The organism is Pseudarthrobacter linnaei (genome assembly GCF_055412825.1).
The window spans coordinates 14409-34241 of record NZ_JBVAYX010000035.1 but is presented as its reverse complement, the minus strand read 5'-3'; the positions used below and the strand labels follow the sequence as shown (position 1 = coordinate 34241).

At 70.4% G+C, this 19833-nt stretch carries 18 protein-coding genes and 2 pseudogenes; 13 read left to right on the top strand and 7 right to left on the bottom strand.

What is annotated here, in order from left to right:
- The 3 genes and pseudogenes from ACZYZ3_RS18620 to ACZYZ3_RS18610 form a co-directional block, all read left to right on the top strand.
- Nucleotides 1-570, top strand: a pseudogene (locus ACZYZ3_RS18620) (hypothetical protein); the annotation flags it as partial.
- An 87-nt stretch (nucleotides 571-657) separates the two neighbouring features.
- Nucleotides 658-1494, top strand: coding sequence for an endonuclease III (gene nth, locus ACZYZ3_RS18615; protein ID WP_463965278.1), 837 nt, complete (start codon nucleotides 658-660; stop codon nucleotides 1492-1494).
- Nucleotides 1491-2171, top strand: a complete 681-nt coding sequence (locus tag ACZYZ3_RS18610; protein ID WP_463965273.1) for an NUDIX hydrolase — start codon at nucleotides 1491-1493, stop codon at nucleotides 2169-2171. Before nth ends, ACZYZ3_RS18610 begins: the two co-directional genes overlap by 4 nt.
- Nucleotides 2172-2197: 26 nt before the next feature.
- Here ACZYZ3_RS18610 and ACZYZ3_RS18605 read toward each other — a convergent pair whose 3' ends face one another.
- Nucleotides 2198-2443, bottom strand: a complete 246-nt coding sequence (locus tag ACZYZ3_RS18605; protein ID WP_463965272.1) for a YegP family protein — start codon at nucleotides 2441-2443, stop codon at nucleotides 2198-2200.
- A gap of 137 nt (nucleotides 2444-2580) precedes the next feature.
- The gene (locus ACZYZ3_RS18600) at nucleotides 2581-4323 is read right to left on the bottom strand and encodes a bifunctional 3'-5' exonuclease/DNA polymerase (RefSeq protein ID WP_463965271.1); all 1743 of its coding nucleotides are present in this window, start codon (nucleotides 4321-4323) and stop codon (nucleotides 2581-2583) included.
- A 315-nt stretch (nucleotides 4324-4638) separates the two neighbouring features.
- Here ACZYZ3_RS18600 and ssd point away from each other — a divergent pair, with 315 nt between their 5' ends.
- The 7 genes from ssd (at nucleotide 4639) to ACZYZ3_RS18565 (ending at nucleotide 9752) form a co-directional block, all read left to right on the top strand.
- Nucleotides 4639-5658 carry a septum site-determining protein Ssd gene (ssd, locus tag ACZYZ3_RS18595; RefSeq protein ID WP_463965270.1) on the top strand — a complete coding sequence of 340 codons (1020 nt, stop codon included), beginning with the start codon at nucleotides 4639-4641 and terminating at the stop codon, nucleotides 5656-5658.
- The gene (locus ACZYZ3_RS18590) at nucleotides 5655-6899 is read left to right on the top strand and encodes a TadA family conjugal transfer-associated ATPase (RefSeq protein WP_463965269.1); all 1245 of its coding nucleotides are present in this window, start codon (nucleotides 5655-5657) and stop codon (nucleotides 6897-6899) included. The genes ssd and ACZYZ3_RS18590 overlap by 4 nt, the downstream gene beginning before the upstream one ends.
- Nucleotides 6896-7723: a type II secretion system F family protein gene (locus ACZYZ3_RS18585; RefSeq protein ID WP_463965268.1), complete on the top strand. Its 828-nt coding sequence runs from the start codon at nucleotides 6896-6898 to the stop codon at nucleotides 7721-7723. Before ACZYZ3_RS18590 ends, ACZYZ3_RS18585 begins: the two co-directional genes overlap by 4 nt.
- On the top strand, nucleotides 7720-8331 hold the full coding sequence (locus tag ACZYZ3_RS18580) for a type II secretion system F family protein (RefSeq protein WP_463965267.1): 612 nt from the start codon (nucleotides 7720-7722) through the stop codon (nucleotides 8329-8331). The genes ACZYZ3_RS18585 and ACZYZ3_RS18580 overlap by 4 nt, the downstream gene beginning before the upstream one ends.
- Before the next feature lie 163 nt (nucleotides 8332-8494).
- A complete protein-coding gene (locus tag ACZYZ3_RS18575; protein WP_463965266.1) occupies nucleotides 8495-8806 on the top strand; it encodes a DUF4244 domain-containing protein in 312 nt (103 codons plus the stop codon).
- Nucleotides 8807-8829: 23 nt separating this feature from the next.
- Nucleotides 8830-9294, top strand: coding sequence for a TadE family type IV pilus minor pilin (locus tag ACZYZ3_RS18570; RefSeq protein WP_463965265.1), 465 nt, complete (start codon nucleotides 8830-8832; stop codon nucleotides 9292-9294).
- Complete coding sequence (locus ACZYZ3_RS18565) at nucleotides 9291-9752, top strand: Rv3654c family TadE-like protein (RefSeq protein WP_463965264.1); 462 nt, start codon at nucleotides 9291-9293, stop codon at nucleotides 9750-9752. The genes ACZYZ3_RS18570 and ACZYZ3_RS18565 overlap by 4 nt, the downstream gene beginning before the upstream one ends.
- Nucleotides 9753-9772: 20 nt before the next feature.
- Here ACZYZ3_RS18565 and ACZYZ3_RS18560 read toward each other — a convergent pair whose 3' ends face one another.
- Entirely contained in the window at nucleotides 9773-12160 is a 2388-nt protein-coding gene (locus ACZYZ3_RS18560) for a DEAD/DEAH box helicase (protein WP_463965263.1), read from the bottom strand.
- Nucleotides 12161-12221: 61 nt separating this feature from the next.
- The gene (locus tag ACZYZ3_RS18555) at nucleotides 12222-12914 is read right to left on the bottom strand and encodes a GNAT family N-acetyltransferase (protein WP_463965262.1); all 693 of its coding nucleotides are present in this window, start codon (nucleotides 12912-12914) and stop codon (nucleotides 12222-12224) included.
- Nucleotides 12915-13113: 199 nt separating this feature from the next.
- Between ACZYZ3_RS18555 and trhO the strand changes: the two genes are divergently transcribed.
- Nucleotides 13114-14037: an oxygen-dependent tRNA uridine(34) hydroxylase TrhO gene (gene trhO, locus ACZYZ3_RS18550; protein WP_463965261.1), complete on the top strand. Its 924-nt coding sequence runs from the start codon at nucleotides 13114-13116 to the stop codon at nucleotides 14035-14037.
- Between the two features lie 38 nt (nucleotides 14038-14075).
- On the opposite strand, the gene ACZYZ3_RS18545 is transcribed toward trhO, so the two are convergent.
- Both ACZYZ3_RS18545 and ACZYZ3_RS18540 read right to left on the bottom strand, forming a co-directional pair.
- Nucleotides 14076-14615 (bottom strand): DUF6023 family protein, encoded by a 540-nt coding sequence (locus ACZYZ3_RS18545; protein WP_463965260.1) that lies wholly within the window; start codon nucleotides 14613-14615, stop codon nucleotides 14076-14078.
- Between the two features lie 527 nt (nucleotides 14616-15142).
- Nucleotides 15143-15595 (bottom strand): DUF6023 family protein, encoded by a 453-nt coding sequence (locus ACZYZ3_RS18540; protein ID WP_463965259.1) that lies wholly within the window; start codon nucleotides 15593-15595, stop codon nucleotides 15143-15145.
- A gap of 350 nt (nucleotides 15596-15945) precedes the next feature.
- On the opposite strand from ACZYZ3_RS18540, the gene ACZYZ3_RS18535 reads away from it, so the two are divergent.
- Both ACZYZ3_RS18535 and ACZYZ3_RS18530 read left to right on the top strand, forming a co-directional pair.
- Nucleotides 15946-16638, top strand: a complete 693-nt coding sequence (locus ACZYZ3_RS18535; RefSeq protein ID WP_463965277.1) for a MerR family transcriptional regulator — start codon at nucleotides 15946-15948, stop codon at nucleotides 16636-16638.
- A gap of 189 nt (nucleotides 16639-16827) precedes the next feature.
- Entirely contained in the window at nucleotides 16828-18462 is a 1635-nt protein-coding gene (locus ACZYZ3_RS18530; RefSeq protein ID WP_463965258.1) for a DUF7059 domain-containing protein, read from the top strand.
- Between the two features lie 66 nt (nucleotides 18463-18528).
- Here ACZYZ3_RS18530 and ACZYZ3_RS18525 read toward each other — a convergent pair.
- Nucleotides 18529-19680: pseudogene (locus ACZYZ3_RS18525) on the bottom strand (MFS transporter); the annotation flags it as partial.
- Between the last annotated feature and the right edge of the window lie 153 nt (nucleotides 19681-19833).

The following is a 19833-nucleotide window of genomic DNA, read 5'->3' as shown; positions in this document are numbered from 1 at the left end:
GCGGCAGGTCGCCCCGCGGCCGCGACGCCGGCCGCGGCCCAGGCCGCACCGGCCCGGGCCGCCGCGCCCACACCGGCCGCCAGCTCCCCGGAAACCCAGGTCTCCGGCATCGTGCCCAACGAGACCGCACCGAAGCCGTCCGCGGCGGAGCAGACCCAGGCCGCCGTCGTGACCCCTGGCGCCGCTGGCCCTGCGGGCGGACAGCCCAAGGATGTCCGTGCCGCTTCGGAGGCTGAGCAGACCCGGGCCGCCGGGGTTCCCGTCACGTCAGGCCACGGCGCCCCCACCACGGTGAACCCGCAGGTGCGCCAGCAGGAGCCGATCGGCGCCACCGTCGACCCGGCAAGCCGCCCCGAGGAACACGAGGTCCCGGTAGTGCACGAGGCCTTCTGGTTCGCCGTCGCCCAGCCCCGCACCGCCGTGGAGGAGCACAGCGGCGTCGCAGCGTTCGTGATCGAACCCGGCGGCTGGGTGCTCGCCCTGGAGGACCGGGGCCACGAATTCCTGGTCCAGCACACCGATGGCCGCGTGGGCGTACTCCGCGACCTCAGCAACATCGAACGCGGTTAGCCAGCCCTGGTGGCCAGCGAGTCCAGCATTCCAGTGCCCGGCAGCGCCGTGGCCGACCCCGCGGGCGCGGGACTGGAAAGTCCCGGCATCAAGAGCGCGCGCCCGAAGAATGCGGGCGCCAAACGCGCCGGCGCTCGGGCTGAGGGGGAGTCACTGCTCGGGTTGAAGCGACGCGCCCGCCGGATCAACAAGGCGCTGGCGGAACAGTATCCCTACGCCCACGCGGAACTCGACTTCCGCAGCCCGTTCGAGCTGGTGGTGGCCACGGTGCTGTCGGCGCAGACCACGGATGTGACGGTCAACCAGATCACGCCCCGGCTGTTTGCCCGGTACCCGGATGCGCGGAGCATGGCCGAGGCGGAACCGGCCGAGCTGGAGGCCATCATCAAACCGACCGGGTTCTTCCGGGCCAAGACCCGGAACCTGATGGCGCTGTGCAACCGGCTCGTGGATGAGTACGACGGCGAGGTGCCGGGCCGGCTGGCTGATCTGGTGACGCTCCCCGGCGTCGGGCGGAAGACCGCGAACGTGGTGCTCGGCAACGCGTTCGGCGTTCCCGGGATCACGGTGGACACCCATTTCGGCCGGCTCGCCCGGCGGTTGGGCTGGACCGGGTCCGATGACCCGGTGCGGATCGAGTCCGACGTCGCGGAACTGTTCGCGCCCCGGGACTGGACCATGCTCTCGCACCGGGTGGTGTTCCACGGCCGGCGCGTGTGCCATTCCCGCAAGCCTGCCTGCGGTGCCTGCGCCGTGGCGAACTGGTGCCCGAGCTACGGGATGGGGGAGACGGACCCGGAGAAGGCGAAGAAGCTGCTGAAGTACGAACTGGCCCCGGGGCAGGAGGAGCTGCTCTCCAAGTTGCTCGCGGAGACCCACCGTGCCGCCGAAATCCGGATGGAATCCCAGAGGAAGCCGCTGTGACGGCCCGCCAGGACCTCATCAATCTGGTCGCCGCGGTGGAGGCCGGCACGGCGCCGTCCGCCGACCCGCGGTGGCGGGAACTCGTCGTCGAGCCCGGCGAGCGGGTCCGCCGGGCGGCGGTGCTGATGCTCTTCGGCTCCCTCGATGACGTCCCGGCGACCTCGGTCAAGCTGCTTGCCCCGGCCGATCTGGATGTCCTGCTGCTGCAGCGCGCCCAGACCCTGGATGACCATCCGGGCCAGGTCGCGTTCCCCGGCGGCGGCATCGACCAGGGTGAATCCGTGATCGCCGCCGCCCTGCGGGAAGCGGAAGAGGAAACCGGGCTGGATCCGGCCGGCGTCGAGGTCCTCGGCGTGATGCCGGAACTGGCACTTCCCCGCGGGAACTTCCTGGTCACCCCGGTCCTGGGCTGGTGGGCGTCCCAGTCGCCCGTGCGAGTGGTGGACTACGGCGAGTCCGCCCAGGTCTTCCGCGTTCCGGTCCGGGACCTGCTGGACCCGGACAACCGCGTGATGGCGACGGTGACCCGGGTGGGGCAGACGTTCCAGAGCCCCGCGTTTACCGTCAACGACGTGGTGGTCTGGGGCTTTACCGGGATGATCCTCAACCAGCTCTTCGACCAGCTGGGGTGGGCGGTGCCCTGGGACCGCAAGAGTATGCTCGACGTCGACACGTAACGCAGGCTCGACGGCTGGGGCGGGACCTAGCTGCGGGCCAGCCTGCCGCCGTGCCCCGTGGCCGACCTGGCGGGTACGGGCTTGCTACGGGCCTGGGACTTGTCGACGACCAGCCCGGTGGCGGCGTTCTCCCGCACGGCGTTGATGCCGGCGGCTGCGCCCTTGATCGTGTTGAACAGTGGTGAAACGGCGACCACCGTGCCGTCGGATGCCGTGAGCTTGAAGAAGTAGTTCTTCCCGCCGGCTTCGGCGATCTCAAAAATGCCAGCCAAGGTGCTGCCTCCCAATAATATGCGTCGTTGCATGGCCGGACCGTCGGATCACTGACCAGCTCTTTCGAGCGTAACTGCCGTCACGCGCGGCGCACAACGCTACCGGCGGGTACGTTACGGCGGGCTACTCCGCGCGGTTACTTGGCGTTGTCGTAGGAGTCCACAACCGCCACGCTGACCGGGAATTCCACCGGGATCCTGCCGAACAGCAGTTCCTTGGCGGCGTTTGCGGCTTCCTCGATGGCCCGGACGCAGTCCGCGACCGCGGCCTCGGGGCAGTGGACCATGACCTCGTCATGCAGGAAGAAGACCAGTTCCCCGGCGGGTCCGCCGTCCGCGCGCATGGCGCGGAGCCGGCGTCGCAGTTCGGCCAGCCAGCAGGCCGCCCAGTCTGCCGCGGAACCCTGGACAACAAAGTTGCGGGTGAACCGGCCCCGCGACCTGGCGATCGATTCCGCCCGGCGCTGTTCCTCGGCGCTGGTCGACTGCTGGCTCTGCCGCCAGCGCTCGGACGGCGGCGGGCTGCTCCGGCCCAGCCGCGAAGTGACCGTCCTGCCGGCCTCGCCCTCGCGGGCTGCCTGCTCCACGAAGCCCACGGCGCGCGGGTAGGTGCGGGTCAGCTGCGGCATCAGGCGCCCTGACTCGCCGGTGGTTGCCCCGTAGATCGCACCGAGCAGCGCCACCTTGGCTTTGGCGCGGTCCCCGCCGAAACCCTGCCCGGCGATGCCGGCGTACAGGTCCTTGTCCCGCGCAGCCTCGGCCATCTTGGAGTCCTGTGCGAGCGCCACGAGCACGCGGGGCTCGAGCTGGGAGGCGTCGGCGACGATCAGCTTGTGGCCCGGATCGGCATGGACGGCGCCGCGGATCTGGCGCGGAATCTGCAGCGCCCCGCCGCCGCGGGAGGCCCACCGCCCGGAAACGACACCGCCGACCACGTACTCCGGCTGGAACCGGCCGTCCTTCACCCAGGCGTCCAGCCAGGCCCAGCCGTTGGCCGCGTGCAGGCGGGAGAGCTTCTTGAAGGCCAGCAGCGGCTCGATCGCCGGGTGGCTGGATTCCTTCAGTTCCCACTGCCGGGTGGTCTTCACTTCGATGCCGTTCCGGTGCAGGGCCCGCATGAGATCCTGCGGGGAATCCGGGTTCAGCGACGGGGAATTCAGCAGCTGCCGCAGCTCGGCGGTGAGGGCCTCCAGCTTGGCCGGACGGTGGCCCGCAGGAGGCCGGGGGCCAAGGTAGTCCGCCAGAATCCGCTCATGCAGTTCCTCGCGCCACGGCACCCCGGTGTGCTGCATCTCCGCCGCAATCATGGCGCCCGCGGACTCGGCCGCGAGCAACAGCTGGAGGCGCTGCTTGCGGTTGTCGCCCTGGCGTTCGACGCCGGGCCCGCCCGCCTGGCCGAGCGCCGCCGCCTGGCCGAGCGCTTCCTGCTGGGCGGCGTATTCGGCGCGGAGGTCCCCGGGGCTGTGGCGGGGCGGTTTGCGCAGGCCGGGATCATCGAACAGGGCACCCTGGTCAGCCGGCGGGGGAGGTGGCTGCAGCGCCCGTGGCGGCGGCTGCAGCTCATCGTCCTGGACGAGTTTCTCCGCGTCCTGCGCATACGCGGTGTGGGCGGTGAACTCCGAATGGGCCAGAATCGCGCCGCACAACGTGAGGTCGTAACAGCGTTCCACCTCAACCCCGGCGGCGAGCAGGGCCGGGTACCAGTCCTGGGTGCGGTGCCAGATCCAGCGCGGCCGCCGCTTTTCAAGTTCACGCACGACGCCGGCCAGCTCGGCGGCGCTCACGGTCCGCGGCTCCGGTGTGGCCGGGTGCGGGGTGCCGTCCGCGGTGAGTTCCTGCAGGGCTGCGCCGTCGGCATGGGCGGCGAGCAACAGGTACATAGGGTCAATTCTGCCCTGCGGTGCGGAGTGCCCGTGCACCTGCCCTGGTGACCTGGCTTGTCCACATAGCGGCCGGCGCGGGTTACCGCAGGTTCCGGGGCCGGGAAGAGTGGGCGCATGAGCAGGCACCAGCTACCGCCGTCGGGTCCCGGTCCGGGTCCCGGGGCCGGCGGTCTGCTGGGTTCCGGGGCCGGGCCAGGCACTGCCGGACACACTGCGCCACGCACTGGGCCAGGCACTGCTCCACGCACCGGGGCCGGTGCTGGGGCCGCTGCTGCGCCGTGGGTGCCGGACGGGTCGGCGGAGACGCTGCTCGTGACGGGATTCGACGTGCTGCGCGGTGAAGTGGAACGCGTTGTGGCGGCGTCCGGCGGCCGGCTGCGCACGGTGGCGAACATCAGGGAAGCGGCACCTTTCTGGGACACTGCCGCGGCAGTGCTGTTCGGTAGCGACATCCGCGAGCTGCCGCCGCGGGGACGATCGCCGGCTGTGCTCGTTGGCCTCACCGGGGACGGCGACAGCCTCTGGCACCGGGCCGCCGCCGCCGGTGCCGAACGCGTCGCAGTCCTGCCCCAGGCCGCATCCTGGCTCGCCGAGTACCTCAGCCGCTCCCGCGCTCCCGAACCCGGCGGACTCGTCCTCGGGATTGTCGGCGGTTGCGGCGGCGCTGGCGCCAGCACGGCAGCTGTCTGGCTGGCCCATGCTGCCGCCCGGGAAGGCCTGCGTGTCCTGCTGGTGGACGGTGACCCGTGGGGCGGGGGTCTGGAGCTGGCGCTCGCCGCGGAGGAAGCGCCAGGTCTCCGCTGGCCGGATCTGGCGGATGCCAGCGGCACAATCGATCCCCGCCAGCTCGCCAACTCGCTTCCCCTGGCCGGGGGATTCCCCTTCCTGTCCTGGCCCGGGAACAAGGAGCGCCACAGCGGCGTGGAGCACGCGGTCGTGGCCGGGGTGCTTGACGCCGCCCGGCGCGGTTTCGAGCTGGTCCTCGTGGACATTGGCCGGGGTCCGGAAGCGCTGCGGACTTTCGCGTGGGACTGCGACCGGATGATAGTTGTTGCCCCGGCGCTGTTGCGGGCGGCGGTGGCCACGGCCCGGCTCCTGCAGGACCTCCCTGCGGTGGAGACGGTGCTGGTGGTGCGCGGCAAACCCGGGGCCTCGCTGGATGCAGAGCTGATTGCCGAGTCCGTCGGGTTGCCCCTGGCCGGGATCATGCCGGACGTCAAACGCGCTGCGGCCGCCACGGAACTCGGGCGTCTGCTGGACACCGGACGGCAGCGCAATGTCCGGCGGTTCGCCGGCATGCTCCTTGGCTTTGGCGCTGGAGCCACCGGATGAGCGCCCACTCGGCACCGGGCCCCCCGGACGCCGGTGCCGGTCCGGGCGGCCCGCGCTACCGGCCGCCGGGCCGGGCCTCCGTTGACGCGCGGCTGCTGGAGTCTGTCCGCGAATCCGTGCTGTCCGACGTCGGGCCGGTGACCCCCTCGCGCGTGGCGGCCGCCGTGCAGGCGAGTGGCCGCCTGCTGGGGACCGCCGGAGCCCTGGCCGCGGTTGAGGGAATCAGTGCGGAACTGAACGGCCTCGGGCCCCTGCAGGTCCTGGTCCGGGACCCGGCCGTGACCGACATCTTCGTCAACGGACCGGGCTCCGTCTGGCTGGACCGCGGCGGCGGGCTCGAAAGGGCGCCGGTCGCGTTCTCCGGTGAACCGCAGGTCCGGGCCCTGGCAGCCCGGCTTGTGTCGGCCGGCGGGCGGCGTCTGGACGACGGTTCCCCCTGCGTTGATGTCAGGCTCGACGGCGGGTTCCGGGTCCATGCCGTCCTTCCGCCGATCTCCACAGCTGGGACGCTCCTGAGCATCAGGATCCGGCGTGAACGGGTGTTCTCGATGGACGAGCTGCGGCGGAACGGAATGTTCGGGACCGCGGTGCAGACCGTGCTGGAGCGGATGGTGGAACGGCGCCTGAGTTTCTTGATCAGCGGCGCCACCGGGTCGGGGAAGACAACACTGCTCGCCACGCTCCTCGGTCTGTGTCCGTCCGGCGAGCGGCTGGTCCTGATTGAGGACGCCTCGGAACTGAACCCGGTGCACCCGCACGTCGTCTCGCTGGAGGCACGGCACGGCAACCTCGAAGGCGGCGGCGCCGTGGATTTGGGCGAGCTCGTGCGGCAGTCCCTGCGGATGCGGCCGGACCGGCTGGTCGTAGGGGAGTGCAGGGGTGCCGAAGTGCGTGAACTGCTCGCTGCCATGAACACCGGACACAGCGGTGGCGGCGGAACCATCCACGCAAACACCGCGGCCGACGTGCCGGCGCGGCTGACCGCGCTGGGTGCGCTGGCCGGGATGGGGCAGGACGCCGTCCGGCTACAGGCGGTCAGCGCCCTCGACGCCGTGGTCCACGTGGAACGGATAGACAACGGGCGGACCGTGGCCTGTGTCGGAGTGCTCGAAGACACTCCGGCGGGTTTGGTCGTGGGCTCCGCGCTGGACATTTGCGCCGGCGTCGTCCGCGGTGCGCCGGCGTGGCCGCGGCTGGCAGCCCGCCTAGGAATGAACCCGTCCTGGGTGGAGCCGGAATGACCGCCCTGCTTTTCGGAGTGCTCGTCCTCGCCGTGTTCCTGGCTCTCTCCCCGCCGGGAACCCCGCGCCGCCGGATTCGCGCAGCCTTGGCCGGAGCGCGGGGCAGCCCGGCCGCCGGCCCTGCTGCGCGTCCGCGCGGAGTGCCCCGGTGGCGGCATCGGAGCGCCCCCACGGTGTCGATCACCCTGCTCGTGCAGCAGATGGCGGCTTTGCTCCGGGGCGGCCGCAGCCCCGCGCGGTTGTGGGATGAGTTGTGGCTGATGCATGGAGGCGATCCCGCCGCGCCCATGTCAAGAGAAGGGGTTCCGGTCCGGAGCCCGGCCCTCGCCCCGGGATCGGCGCGGGTGCTTGCCGCAGCCAGCGCCGCCGCGGTGTGCGGGTCTCCGGTCGGAGCGGCCATCCGTTCCGCCGCGGCCGGCTCCGGCGCAACGGAGTCCGGGAAGACCCGGGCGAGTGGTCCAGGCGAGGACGTCCGTGCGCGCGGCGTCTGGTTCCAGCTCGCCGCGTGTTTTGACGTCGCCGAGGCCGCCGGCTGCCCGCTGGCGGACGTGTTGACGCGCTTCGCCGCCCAACTTGAGGCCGAAGACGACGCCGAGGCCGCCCGGCAGACGGCGTTGGCCGGGCCCCGTGCGACCGTTCGCCTGCTGACGTGGCTTCCATTCCTGGGCCTAGGCCTGGGCGTGCTGCTGGGTGTGGACCCTGTCTCCGTTCTACTGGGAACCCCCTTGGGTGTCGCAGCGCTCGCGATGGGCCTGGCCCTCACCGCGGCCGGCCGGATCTGGTCGGCGCGGCTCGTCCGTAGGGCTGAGGGGCCTCCGCCATGACAGCGGACGCCGCGGGTCTTGCGGTGCTGGCGTTTCTGGCAGCCGCGGCCGTGACCGCGTTTTCGGACCGCGGCATGGCCAGACGGAGACTCCGGCGCCAGACGCAGCCCGCCCCCACCTCCGGGAACCCATGGCGTGTAGAACACGGCCACGAACCGGCCGGTGAATCCTGCGGACCCGGGCTCGGCGATGCGGCAATGTTGCTGGAACTGATCGGTGCGATGCTCGAGGCGGGAGCCGGACTCGGCCGCGCACTGGCGCTCGTAGCCGAGTTAGCCGCGCCCGAAATCCGAAGTCCGCTGCGGCCGGTCGTCGCGGCACTCGCCGTTGGCGCCGACTGGGACACCGCATGGCGGAGCTCCGAGGTCCGTGCGGCGGGACTCCTTGCCCTGCGCGATGCGCTGGGGTTTGCCGCGCTGACCGGCGCACCATCCTCCTCCATCCTCTACGCCCAGGCGGCGCGCCTGAGGCGCGAGCGGTTCCGGACCGCGGAGAAAAAGGCCGCAGCCCTGGGGGTGAAGCTCGTGGTGCCGCTCGGCTTGTGTTCGCTGCCGGCCTTCATCTGTTTGGGGGTCGTTCCGGTACTGCTGGCGATGCTGCCGCGTTGACCGCGGAGGTGGAAGAGAGTGGCAGGAGCGGTATTCCTCCACAGTCCGCGTTGGGGGTCGGTTTTCCACTTGGCTGGATGAGCGGCTTCCGGGTTGCCGTCCCAGCCGGAAGAGTCAAGGAACAGCCGGCGGTCCCGCCGGAACCCAAGGAAAGGAACAAGCCATGTCACTCCATCCCGCCGCCCCTGCCGGCACCCGCAGGGGACTGAAAGTCCATCCTGAAACGGAGCGCGCTGAGATCCACCAAATCCATCCAGAAGCCAGTGCCGCCGACCCGCTCAGGGGGCCGAAAGCCAAGGTGCCGCGATGGCTGCGAAGGCTGTTGGGCTCGGAGGCTGGAATGGCGACTGCCGAATATGCCATTGCCACGCTCGCCGCTGTCGGGTTTGCCGGCATCCTCGTGTTCATCATGCGCAGCGACGAGGTCCGGGGTTTTCTGCTGAACCTCATCCGTACGGCGCTCGCCTTGCCATGAACTGCGGATGGCCGGCCGGAAGAGTGAAAGGGGCAGCGCCGTCCCCGCAGGCCGCCGGGCACCCCCGATGGCGGCAGCGCGCGGGCGGCCCGTGCAGCGGCGTCGTAACCGCCGAATTCGCTGTGGCGCTGCCCGCAGTCCTGCTCCTGCTGGCCCTGCTGCTGACCGGCTCAGCAGCAGGAATCACTCAGCTACGGCTGGAGGAAGCGGCCCGGGCCGGTGCCCGGGCCCTGGCCCGGGGGGAGGATGCCGCCGCCGTGGAAATGATCGTTCGCCGGCTCGCAGGTGCTTCAGCAGCGTCGGCGGTGACGTCCGGGGGCGGATGGCTCAGCGTGACGGTCTCTGGGAAGGTTCCAGGCGCCGTTGGCTCGCTCCTTCCCTGGACTCTCACGGCCCGCGCCTGGACCAGGGGCGAAACGTCCGGGCCCTCGGCCGCGGCCCGGGTCCCCCCGACCTGGCGCCATCAGCTGCAAGGTCTGGCCGCATGAGCCAGCCGGGCAGCCGCAGGACACCTCGGATCGAGCACCCGGGCCTGTCGGGCGGACCCCCGGGGCGGCCGGAGCCCGGGGTTCCCCCGGGGCGCCCTGAGTCAGCGCTCCCCGGCGAGCCCGGGGAGCGCGGCGCCGGAACGGTCCTGGCCCTGGGGCTGGGAATGCTGGTCGTGCTCGCCGCCATCCTGATCGCACTGCTTGCCCAGTCGGCCGCGATGGCTTCCCGGGCGGCGGCCGCCGCAGACCTTGCGGCCCTTGCCGCCGCCGACGCTGCCCGGGGGATCACTCCGGGAGACCCCTGCGCCGTCGCCGTGGACGTGGCATACCGGAACGGCGCCAACGTGCTTAGCTGCGCGGAAGGCGCCGGGCACACGGTCCAGGTCCGGACTGAACTCACTGTCCGTACGCCCCTGGGTGCGGCCACCGGTCTCGCAAGGGCCGGGCCGCCTCCGTGAGCGGGCAGCAGGGGCCGCGGCTACGCCTGCAGCGGTGTCACGGCGTGGTCCGGATGCCCGGTACGCATCTGGTCCGTGGCGTCCTGGAGCAGCACGTCGATGAGGGTCACGGCGGCGTCCTTGTCGAGGGGGTTGTTCTTGTTGCCGCACTTGGGCGACTGCACGCAGGACGGGCAGCCGGACTCGCATTCGCAGGCCTTGATCGCGTCGCGGGTGGCGGCAAGCCAGACCCGGGCCTTGTCGTAGCCGCGTTCGGCGAAGCCTGCCCCGCCGGGGTGGCCGTCGTACACAAAGATGGTCGGAACTCCAGTGTCGGCGTGGATCGCCGTGGACACTCCGCCAATGTCCCAACGGTCGCTGGAAGCAACCAGGGGCAGGAGGCCGATGGCCGCGTGCTCCGCAGCGTGCAATGCGCCCGGGAACTGCGCCTCGATCAGCCCCGCACCCGTCAGCGAGCGGTTGTCCATAACAAACCACACTGCCTTCGTGAACAGGTCCCGGGCACCCAGCTGCAGCGGCTCCTCACCAAGAATCTCATTGGAAATCAGCGCCTTGCGCTGGAAGGAGACCACCTGCGTTGTGACCAACACGTCCCCGAAATGCACGGCCACATCGCCCCACTGGGTGGTGCGCTGCGTCTCAAGCACCTCGATCTGGGTCACATCCCGAGCAGTGGTGTAGTAGTCCGGGTTCGCCCGGCGCACCACCACACAGTGATCGTCCTCATTCAGATCCTCCACCACGTAGGTCTCGCCCTGATGGACGTAGATCGCCCCCGTGTGGGCCTGGTAATGCGTCTGCGGGGAATCCATGGTCCCGAGCAGGGACCCCGTGTCGGCGTCCACGATGCTCACCGGTCCGCCGCCGTCAGCCCTCAGGTTCACCATGGCCGCGGCGTTTTGCGGGTGGGTCCAGAACCACCCCGCGGGACGTCGGCGCAGATATCCCCGGGCCACCAGCTGGTCCAGCAGCTTCTCGGACGTGGCACCGAACAGTTCCAGCTCGGCATACCCCAGCGGCAGTTCGGCGGCGGCGGCGCACAGATGGGGACCCAGCACATAGGGATTGGAGGGATCGAAGACGGTGGCCTCCACCGAGACGTCGAAAATCGCCTCGGGGTGGTTTACCAGATAGGTGTCCAGCGGGTCATCGCTCGCGACGAAGGCGGCGATGGCATCCTGGCCGGCCCGGCCGGCCCGGCCGATCTGCTGGAACAACGACGCGCGGGTTCCCGGCCAGCCGGCCACGAGCACGGCGTCGAGGCCGGAGATGTCGATTCCCAGCTCCAGAGCCGAGGTGCTGGAGACCCCAAGCAGCTCGCCGGAGCGCAGCGCTTTCTCCAAGGCCCTGCGCTCCTCCGGCAGGTAGCCCGAACGGTAGGCCGCGACCCGCTGCGGCAGGCTGGGATCGACCTCGTCGAGGAGGCGCTTGGTGATGGTGGCAATGGTTTCCGCGCCGCGCCGGGACTTGATGAACGCAATGGTCCGCACCCGCGAGGACACCAGATTGGCCAGCAGATCCGCGGTTTCCGCCACGGCCGTGCGCCGCTCCTTGGCGCCGTTCTCGCCGCGGAGTTCAGTCAGGGCAGGCTCCCAGAACGCGACGGTCGTGGAGCCGTGGGGTGAGGAGTCCTCGGCCACGGCACGGACCGGAGCGCCGATGAGCCGGCCGAACGAGGTGCCGGGCTCGGACGCCGTGGCGGAGGCTGCGATGAACACCGGCCCGGCTCCGTCCGGGCTGTAGTAGGCGCAGATGCGGCGCAGCCGGCGCATCAGATTGGCCACATGGGATCCGAAGACGCCGCGGTAGCTGTGTGCCTCGTCCACGACCACGTAGCGCAGCCGGCGGAAGAACCGTGCCCACCAGGCATGGTTGGGGAGGATCCCGAAGTGAAGCATGTCCGGGTTGGCCAGGATGAAGTTCGCGTGGTCCCGGATCCAGCGGCGGGACGCGGGGTCGGTGTCGCCGTCATAGGTCTCGGCCCGGATGGTGGGGAGTTTCAGCGCCCGGATCGCGGCCAACTGGTCGGCGGCCAGGGCCTTGGTGGGGGAGAGATACAGGGTGACGGCGCCGTCGTCGTGGATTTTGCCCGGATCGGCGAGGACCCGCAGTTCGGAGCGGTGGATCGCGTCCAGCGCCGGCAGCTGGTAGGCCAGCGATTTTCCGGAGGCGGTGCCGGTGGCGATGACCACGTGCTCGCCACCGTGGGCGAGGTCGGCGGCCTGGATCTGGTGGCGGTAGGGCTGGTGGATGCCCAGCGTAGCGTAGGCGTCCACGAGATCGGGGTGGGTCCACTCAGGCCAGGGCGCGTGCACGGCCTGGCGCGCGGGAATGGTGCGCACATGGCGGAGCTGTTCCGGGTCCGGGCCGCGGCCCAGCAAAGGAATCAGGGACTCATGTGGGTTCACTCGTACATTCTTTCACCCGGGCTCAAATCGCCCGGCGCATGTGACCCGCCGGCCCAGGGTCTCAGCCCACGGACAGGTCCGAGCCCTCGTCCGAGGCGGAGAGCATCAGTACATGGCTGACCGTGGTCCAACCGAGGTGTGAGTAGAGCTCCTGCCCATCGAGTGAAGCGAGCAGCAGCCCGGTTTCGACGTCGTGCTCGAACGCCTGGGCGGCGAGGGCGCGCATGATGAAGCTGCCCAGGCCGCGGCGCTGGTACCCGGGCTCGGTGATGATTTTGTCGAAGATCGCGGTATCGCCCACCACAAACATGCGCCCGCTCGCGGCCACCTCGTCCCCGGCATGGACCACGGCATGGTGGACACCGTCAACCCGTGACGGAACCCACGTGAGATCGTCATCCGGAAGCCAGGGATCCTCGGCGTCCTGGGTCTCCATGTCCACGATCATCATGGTCTGCGAGGCGGATGTGACGTTGAGCCCGTGCTGCCGGGCCAGCAAATGGTACCGCGCAACCTCATTCGTGAGAACCGTGAGGATCCGGGCGGGCACTTCCGTGGTGGCAGAGGCCAGCGCCGCAAACTCCGCTTCGGACGGATCATGGGCGAAGTATTCCCATTCGTGGGTGGTGTCCGCCCGCAAAGCGGCCGGGAACCTGCCCTCCCTGCGCGTCTCATATCCCCGGCAGCCGGCCCAACCGGTGACCCAGATTTCCAGCAGATGAGTGGTGTCTTCAACCATGGCCTCAAGACTCATGTGATGAGCGTATTCCAGCCCCGCCACAAGCAACAGGGGCCGGGTCCGGGAACAGGTCTTGCTTACGTAATTGTGACCGGACCGGCCCTCCGGCGCCGGCGGGCCGGGGTCTGGACCGCGCTCCCGGGCTGCGCTCCCGGGCTGCCCGGGAGCGCGGCCGGCGGCGTGTGGCTTTCGGTCCACCCAGTACCCTTAAAAGGTGGCTTTGAACAGAATTGTGCTCTTTTACGGCTTTACCCCTCTGGCCGACCCGGATGCCGTCCGGCTCTGGCAGCGTGCGCTTTGCGAGAAGCTTGGCCTGACCGGCCGCATCATCATCTCCAAGGACGGCATCAACGCGACCGTCGGGGGTGAGCTGAACGCGGTCAAGCAGTACGTGAAGACAACCCGGGAATACACGGGCTTTCACGGTATCGATGTGAAGTGGTCTGACGGCGGCGCGACGGACTTCCCCCGGCTGAGCGTCAAGGTCCGCGACGAGATTGTCTCTTTCGGGGCCCCCGGGGAGCTCAGGGTCGATGCCGGCGGCGTCGTCGGTGGCGGTACGCACCTCTTGCCCGAGGAACTGCACGAGCTCGTGGCGGCGCGGAAGGAGGCCGGCGAGGAGGTCGTGTTCTTCGACGGCCGCAACGGCTTCGAGGCCCAGATCGGCAAATTCAAGGACGCGGTCGTCCCGGACGTGGCCACCACCCACGACTTCATCAGGGAACTCGACTCCGGCAAGTACGACGTGCTCAAGGACAAGCCGGTGGTCACGTACTGCACCGGCGGCATCCGCTGCGAGGTGCTGTCCAGCCTGATGGTGAACCGCGGCTTCAAGGAGGTCTACCAGCTCGACGGCGGGATCGTCCGCTACGGCGAAACCTTCAAGGACCAGGGCCTCTGGGAGGGGTCCCTCTACGTGTTCGACAAGCGCATGCACCTCGAATTCAGCGCGGACGCGAAGACCATCGGCGCATGCGTCCGCTGCTCGGCGCCGACGAGCAAATTCGAGAACTGCTCCAACCCGTCCTGCCGTACGCTCACGCTCTACTGCTCGGACTGCGCCGCCAGCCCGGAGACGCTCCGCTGCCCCGACGGATGTGCGGCACGAATCGGTCCTGCCATGGGCCAGTCCGCCTGACGTCCTGCGGGCCTGGGGTCGCAGACCGGCGCGGGACCTCAGATGCGGCTTACCCGGTAGGCGAAGTTGGCTCCAGTGTCAGCTTCCACTTTGATGGTCAGCACGGCGTCGGCGCTCAGATACACGACGTTTACCCGTGAAGTTCCGCAGCGCAGGTCAAGGTCCACCAGATCCTTGTCCTCGTAGTCGATACTGAACGAGACCCGTCGCGGGCTCCGGCAGACGAGGGTCAACGAATAGCTGCCGCTGGGCAGTTGGGCAGTTGTCTCCTCCCGTTCCTCATCTTCCTCGAGGGTGCCGTAGCCGGTGTGGAAGACCTCGCCTTCGGTGGCGGGGAGAACCTGTGCCAGCCACGCATCCAGCTCGGCCCCGGAAACAGGCTGGCGCGTCGCCGGATCCCCTGGCAGCGCCGCATCGGTAAACGCCTGGGCGGATGCAGACGCCGTCCCGCTGGCAGAACCGTCGTCGTATTCGTAGGCGCAACCGGCCAGAGCCATTGCCACGGCCAGCATCAACGAAAGTCCCACGGCTGATGCCGTGCGAATCCGTGCCACGCTCGTCACTGGAACAGTGGGCATAGCCGGACTGTAACCCCGCCCCTGCCCGAGCGCCAGAGTCTAATGGCGGGTGAAATTAGCGTGCCGCCGGTGTTTACTGCCTCGACTCGGTGAAGCTGATCCGGACCCCTGCAACGGCGCCGCTTCCGGGCCCCGGGCCGCCGTCGCCATACCGGATGAGGTGAGCCGATGCAGTCCCGGGGAGCAGGTCGGCCAGCCCTTCGGCGACGCTCCAGCAGTCGAGGGTTCGCTCCAGGAGCGTGCCGTCCTGGGGCGCGCCGTGGGTAACGGACAGGTGCGCATGGGGTGCCCCGACGCAGGCTGCGGTGACTTTGTACTGGCCGGCCCGGTTGATAGTGCCCGACGCCGCGAGTCCTCCGCTGCTGGTGTCGCCAATTCCGCCCGACCGGCCGAAGAAACGGCGGCCACCGCCAGCAACAGTGCGGCCCGGACCGGCCGGTGCTTACCCCCAGTAGCAGACACGCACCGAGCATAGCGGCGGGCATTGCACACAAGTCCCGGCGCCCCGCCGTGTCGGGTGCAGGCTGCTACGCCGCAGGCACCAGGTGGTAGGCGTAGATGAGCGGGGCATCCACACTTGAGGTGCTGATCTGAAGCGTGCCCGCGGCGGGGACTTTGATGCGTGCCGTCTCGCGGCTGCCGTTGCAGGCCGCGCCGGCCTCGGTCAGCCTGGCGCCGTCGAGGGACACGTCGAAGAAGGCCTTGCCGCCGCCCTCACAGGTGATGGTCAGGACGTAGTTGCCCGCCCCAATCCCGGGTGCGGTCTTGACGGCTGGATCCCGGGTGAGGATCTTTCCCGCATCTTCGACCACTACCCCCGCGGCGGAGGGAAGCGCCGTCGCCTTCCACTCCGGCACATTGGCCGACTCGATGGAACCGGCTGAGGAGCACGCGGCTGCGGCCAGGACGACGGCGGCGCCCGCCGCGAGCGCGGTCGCGGCCCGCCGGACGCGCCGGGGGCCGGGGGAAGAGAAGAGCATGATTCCAACTTACCGCCGTTGCGGCCGGCAGTTGACTCCCCGGCCGCCGGCTGTGTCTGCCACCGGCCAGTTCCAGCAGTTCCCGGCTGCCGTCCGGCTGGCTGACGAGCACGTCGGGCTGCCGGGCGGTGTCCGTGCAGTGCTGGCTTGCCTCGGTCCCGCGCCAGTGCACGTCCAGGCGTGGGCCTTGACCTTGACGTAGCGTCAAGCTTTAGCATCGGGTTACCGGCCCGGACACGGCGGCCGGTTCCGGAACCGGAAGGGGCAGCCACGTGGAATGGTCCGTGCAGCAGATCGCCAGGATCGCCGGGACCACGAGCCGGACACTGCGCCACTAAGACGACGTCGGGCTGCTCAAGCCCAGCCGGACCGGCGGCAACGGCTACCGGTTCTACGACCAGGCCGCCCTCGTGCGGCTGCAGCGCATCCTGCTCCTGCGGGATCTGGGTCTGGGGCTCCCGGCCATCGCCGAGGTCCTCGGCCACGAGCCCGATGCCGTCACGGCACTGGGCCGGCACCTGGACTGGCTCCGGCAGGAACAGGACCGGCTGGCACGGCAGATCGCCTCGGTCCGGCAGACGATTGAAGCAATGAGAGAGGGAGGAAAAATCATGGCGGAGAAAATGTTCGACGGCTTCGACCACACCCACTACCAGGACGAGGTCGAAGAGCGCTGGGGCAAAGACGCGTACGCGCAAGGCGACTCCTGGTGGCGCGGCATGGATCCGGCCGGGCAGGACGCCTGGAAGCAGCGTTCCCGGCAGCTGGGCGGCGACTGGACCGCGGCAGCGGAGTCGGGTGTCGCCGCGGACAGCGCCGAGGCGCAGGAGCTGGCCCGGCGGCAGGTCGAATGGCTCACCGGAATACCCGGCACGCCCGCCTCGGCCTCCGCCGCCGGCAGTAACGGCGACGTGAGGGGCTACATCACCGGCCTCGGCGAGATGTACGTTGCCGATCCGCGCTTCGCCGCGAACTACGGCGGCGAAGCCGGGGCAGCCTTCGTCCGCGACGCCCTCCGGATCTACGCCGCGAAGCACCTCTAGCCCCACGCCTCCAGCCCCTCCCCGGCGGCCGATGTCTCCACCCACTGCCGGCGGCCCCGCGCCCACCGCCGGCCCGGCGGCCGACGTCTCCACCCACTGCCGGCGGCCCCGCGCCCACCGCAGGCCCGGCGGCCCCGCGCCCTGGGCAGGCTAGCCCCGGGGCTGCCGGGCCGGGACTAAACTTGTCCGGTGACTCCCTCAACGCATTTCACGGCCGGCAACACCCCCGACGCCCCGCGCAGCGACCTCCCCGGACTGCTCGACGCCCTGGCGGCGGACCTGCGCGGCATCGGCTACACCGTCGACGGCGTCGCCGAACTGCTCGGCGCGGCCGCGCACAGCGCCCTGGGCCGGGACCAGCTTGTTCCCGCGCTGATCGTCACCGAGAGGGCCCGCCGCGGGGAGCCGACGGCGGCGGCGCTCGCCGCCGTCGTCCGCTTCTGGCTGCTGGCCGAACCGCAGCCCGCCGCCACCCTCGACGCGGCCCTGCCTGGCATCCGCACCGCGGGCCTGCTGGAACTGGGCCTCGTGGAGCCCTCCGCCGACGGCCTGGTCCAGGCGAAGGTGGACCTGCGGCCCTACGGTTGGGACGGAACCCCCGGCGGAGACGGCGTCAGTGGCGGCGCGGAGCTCTGGGTGGCCAGCGATCTCGCCGCCCACCAGCGCCCCGGAGTGCTGCGCCACGACCACGTCCTCGGGATCGGGCAGGCCTCCACCACGCTGGTGCAGGTCACCGCCCGCCGGCACGTGGCCCGGGCGCTGGACCTCGGCACCGGCTGCGGCATCCAGACCTTCCACCTGCTCCACCATGCCGAGCACGTGACCGCCACCGACATCTCCGACCGCGCCCTCGCGTTCACCCGCTTCAACCTGCTGCTCAACGCCGGCGAATTGCACCTGGACCCCTCCGACCCGGAAGCCCGGGTGAGCCTGCGCCGGGGCTCCCTGCTCGATCCGGTGGCGGGCGAGGAGTTTGAACTGGTGGTCTCCAATCCGCCGTTCGTGATCACGCCGCGCAGCCTCGGGGAGGCTGCCACGGACCAGTTCACCTACCGCGACGGCGGCCTGCCGGGCGATGACATCGTCGCCTCGCTGGTCCGGACCCTCCCGTCGGTCCTCGCCCCCGGCGGGACAGCCCAGCTGCTGGGCAACTGGGAGATCCCGGCGGGCGCGGCCTGGGACGAACGGCCGCAGGGCTGGACCGGCCCGGACGCGGACGCCTGGTTCATCCAGCGCGAGCAGGTCAGCCCAGAACAGTACGCCGAGACCTGGCTGCAGGACGCCTCCGAGGCCCGCGACCGGCGGCTCTACCAGGACTCGTACGCCGCGTACCTGGACGATTTCGCATCCCGCAACGTCGAGGCCATCGGCTTCGGGATGATCTGGCTGCGGCGGCCCGCCGAGGGCACCGCTCCGGTGCTGAGGCGCTTCGAGGAGATCACCTATCCGATCGAGCAGCCCGCCGGCCCGCACCTGGGCGCTGCCGTGGAACGCGCCGACTGGCTGGCCATCCATGACCTGGCGGCGGCGCACCTGCTGGTGGCCGAGGACGTCACCGAGGAACGGCACCAAAGACCGGGAGCCGAACACCCCGGCGTCATCCTGCTGCGCCAGGGTGCCGGGCTGCGCCGCACGAACCTGCTCAGCACCGAGTTGGCCGGCTTTGTCTCAGCGTGCGACGGCGACCTGTCCGTCGGGCAGATCACCGGTGCCCTGGAGGCGCTCCTGGGCGGGGGCGAGGACTGGGACACCGGGACCTTCCGCGCCGGACTCCTCACCGAAGTGGGGAACCTGGTCCGCGACGGCTTCCTGCTGCCCGCCTGACGCAGCGGCTCCGTCCACGGAGGTGGCCGCGCCCAATGTGGCGGCTGCGGGAACGGCGGCTGCTGCGCCCTCGCGGCCGTAACGCGGCAGAACATACGCCGTGACAGCCAGGGCCGCCAGCACCCCGCCCACGCCGGCGACCAGGAAGCTCACCCGGATAGGAAGCAGGGCACCGAGCAGACCGCCCAGTGCGAGCGCCCCGATGGTGACGGCCCGGGTCATGCCGCCGATGATCGCCATGGCCTGGCCGCGTCCGGTTTCCGGGATCCGCATGATCGCAATCGCCCCGAAGCACGCGTTCAGCACCCCGCAGGTGACCCCCATGGCGGTGTACGCCACGAACAGCAGTTCCATGTTCGGCACCAGGGACATGATCCCCAGGAGGGCCGAGGTCAGGGCCATCGAGACCAGCAGTGCGCGCAGCCGCGTGGGTGGGGTCCCGATCCGGCTGGCCAGCCCTGCCCCGGACGCCATCCCGAGACCGAACGACGCGGCCAGCAGCCCGTATTGCGTTTCAGTGGCGCCGAGCACGTCGCGGGCCAGGAACACCTCAAGGACGTTGGTCGCCTCGCCGACGGTGATGAAGAACAGCGCGCCCAGGACCAGGGCCCAGACCAGGCCGTCGCGCCGGATCAGGCGCAGCCCGTCCAGCAGGGCAGGGTCCTCTTTGCCGACCCGCTCGGCGGCCGTGCCGCGGCGGGTCCGGATGAGCATGGCGCCCGCGCCCATCGCCAGATAGCAGCCGCTGGCCACGGCAAACACCAGGCCGGATCCGCCCCAGCCGCTGAGCAGCCCACCGGCCGCCGGACCCACCATGCCGGCGATCATGATGGTGGCCTGCATGGTGCCCAGCGCCCGCGGGGTCCGTGCCTCGCCGACGATCCGGGGCAGCAGGGCCTGCCAGGTCGGTCCGGCCACGGCCTGGGCGGTGTCGAGGAGGAAGGTCATGGCGAACAGCACCGGAAGGTAGTTGTCCAGATACTGCATGCCCAGCCCCATCCCGGCGACCGCCGCGGCACTGACCACGGAGGACGCCGTCGCGAGCGTCCTGGAATCCCGGGTGTCGGCCAGCCGGCCCGCCCACGGCGCCAGCAGCACCAGGGGGAGTGCCGAGCAGAGCAGATATGCCGCGACGAGCCAGGGGCCGGCGACGGCCGTCTGGCCGGTGGCGGCGAGGTTCTGAAGGTGCAACATGACGCTGATGATGACGGCGCCCATCCCGGCTGTGGCGATGAAACGGGCGCTGCTGGCCAGGACGAAGTCCCGGTTGCGCCAGAGCGGCTGCGCGGGCGGGGCGTCACCCGGCGCCGTCTGAAATGCCTGTTTCATAAATAGCAAGCTACTCTCCGGTGCATTTTGGTGTCAAGCATT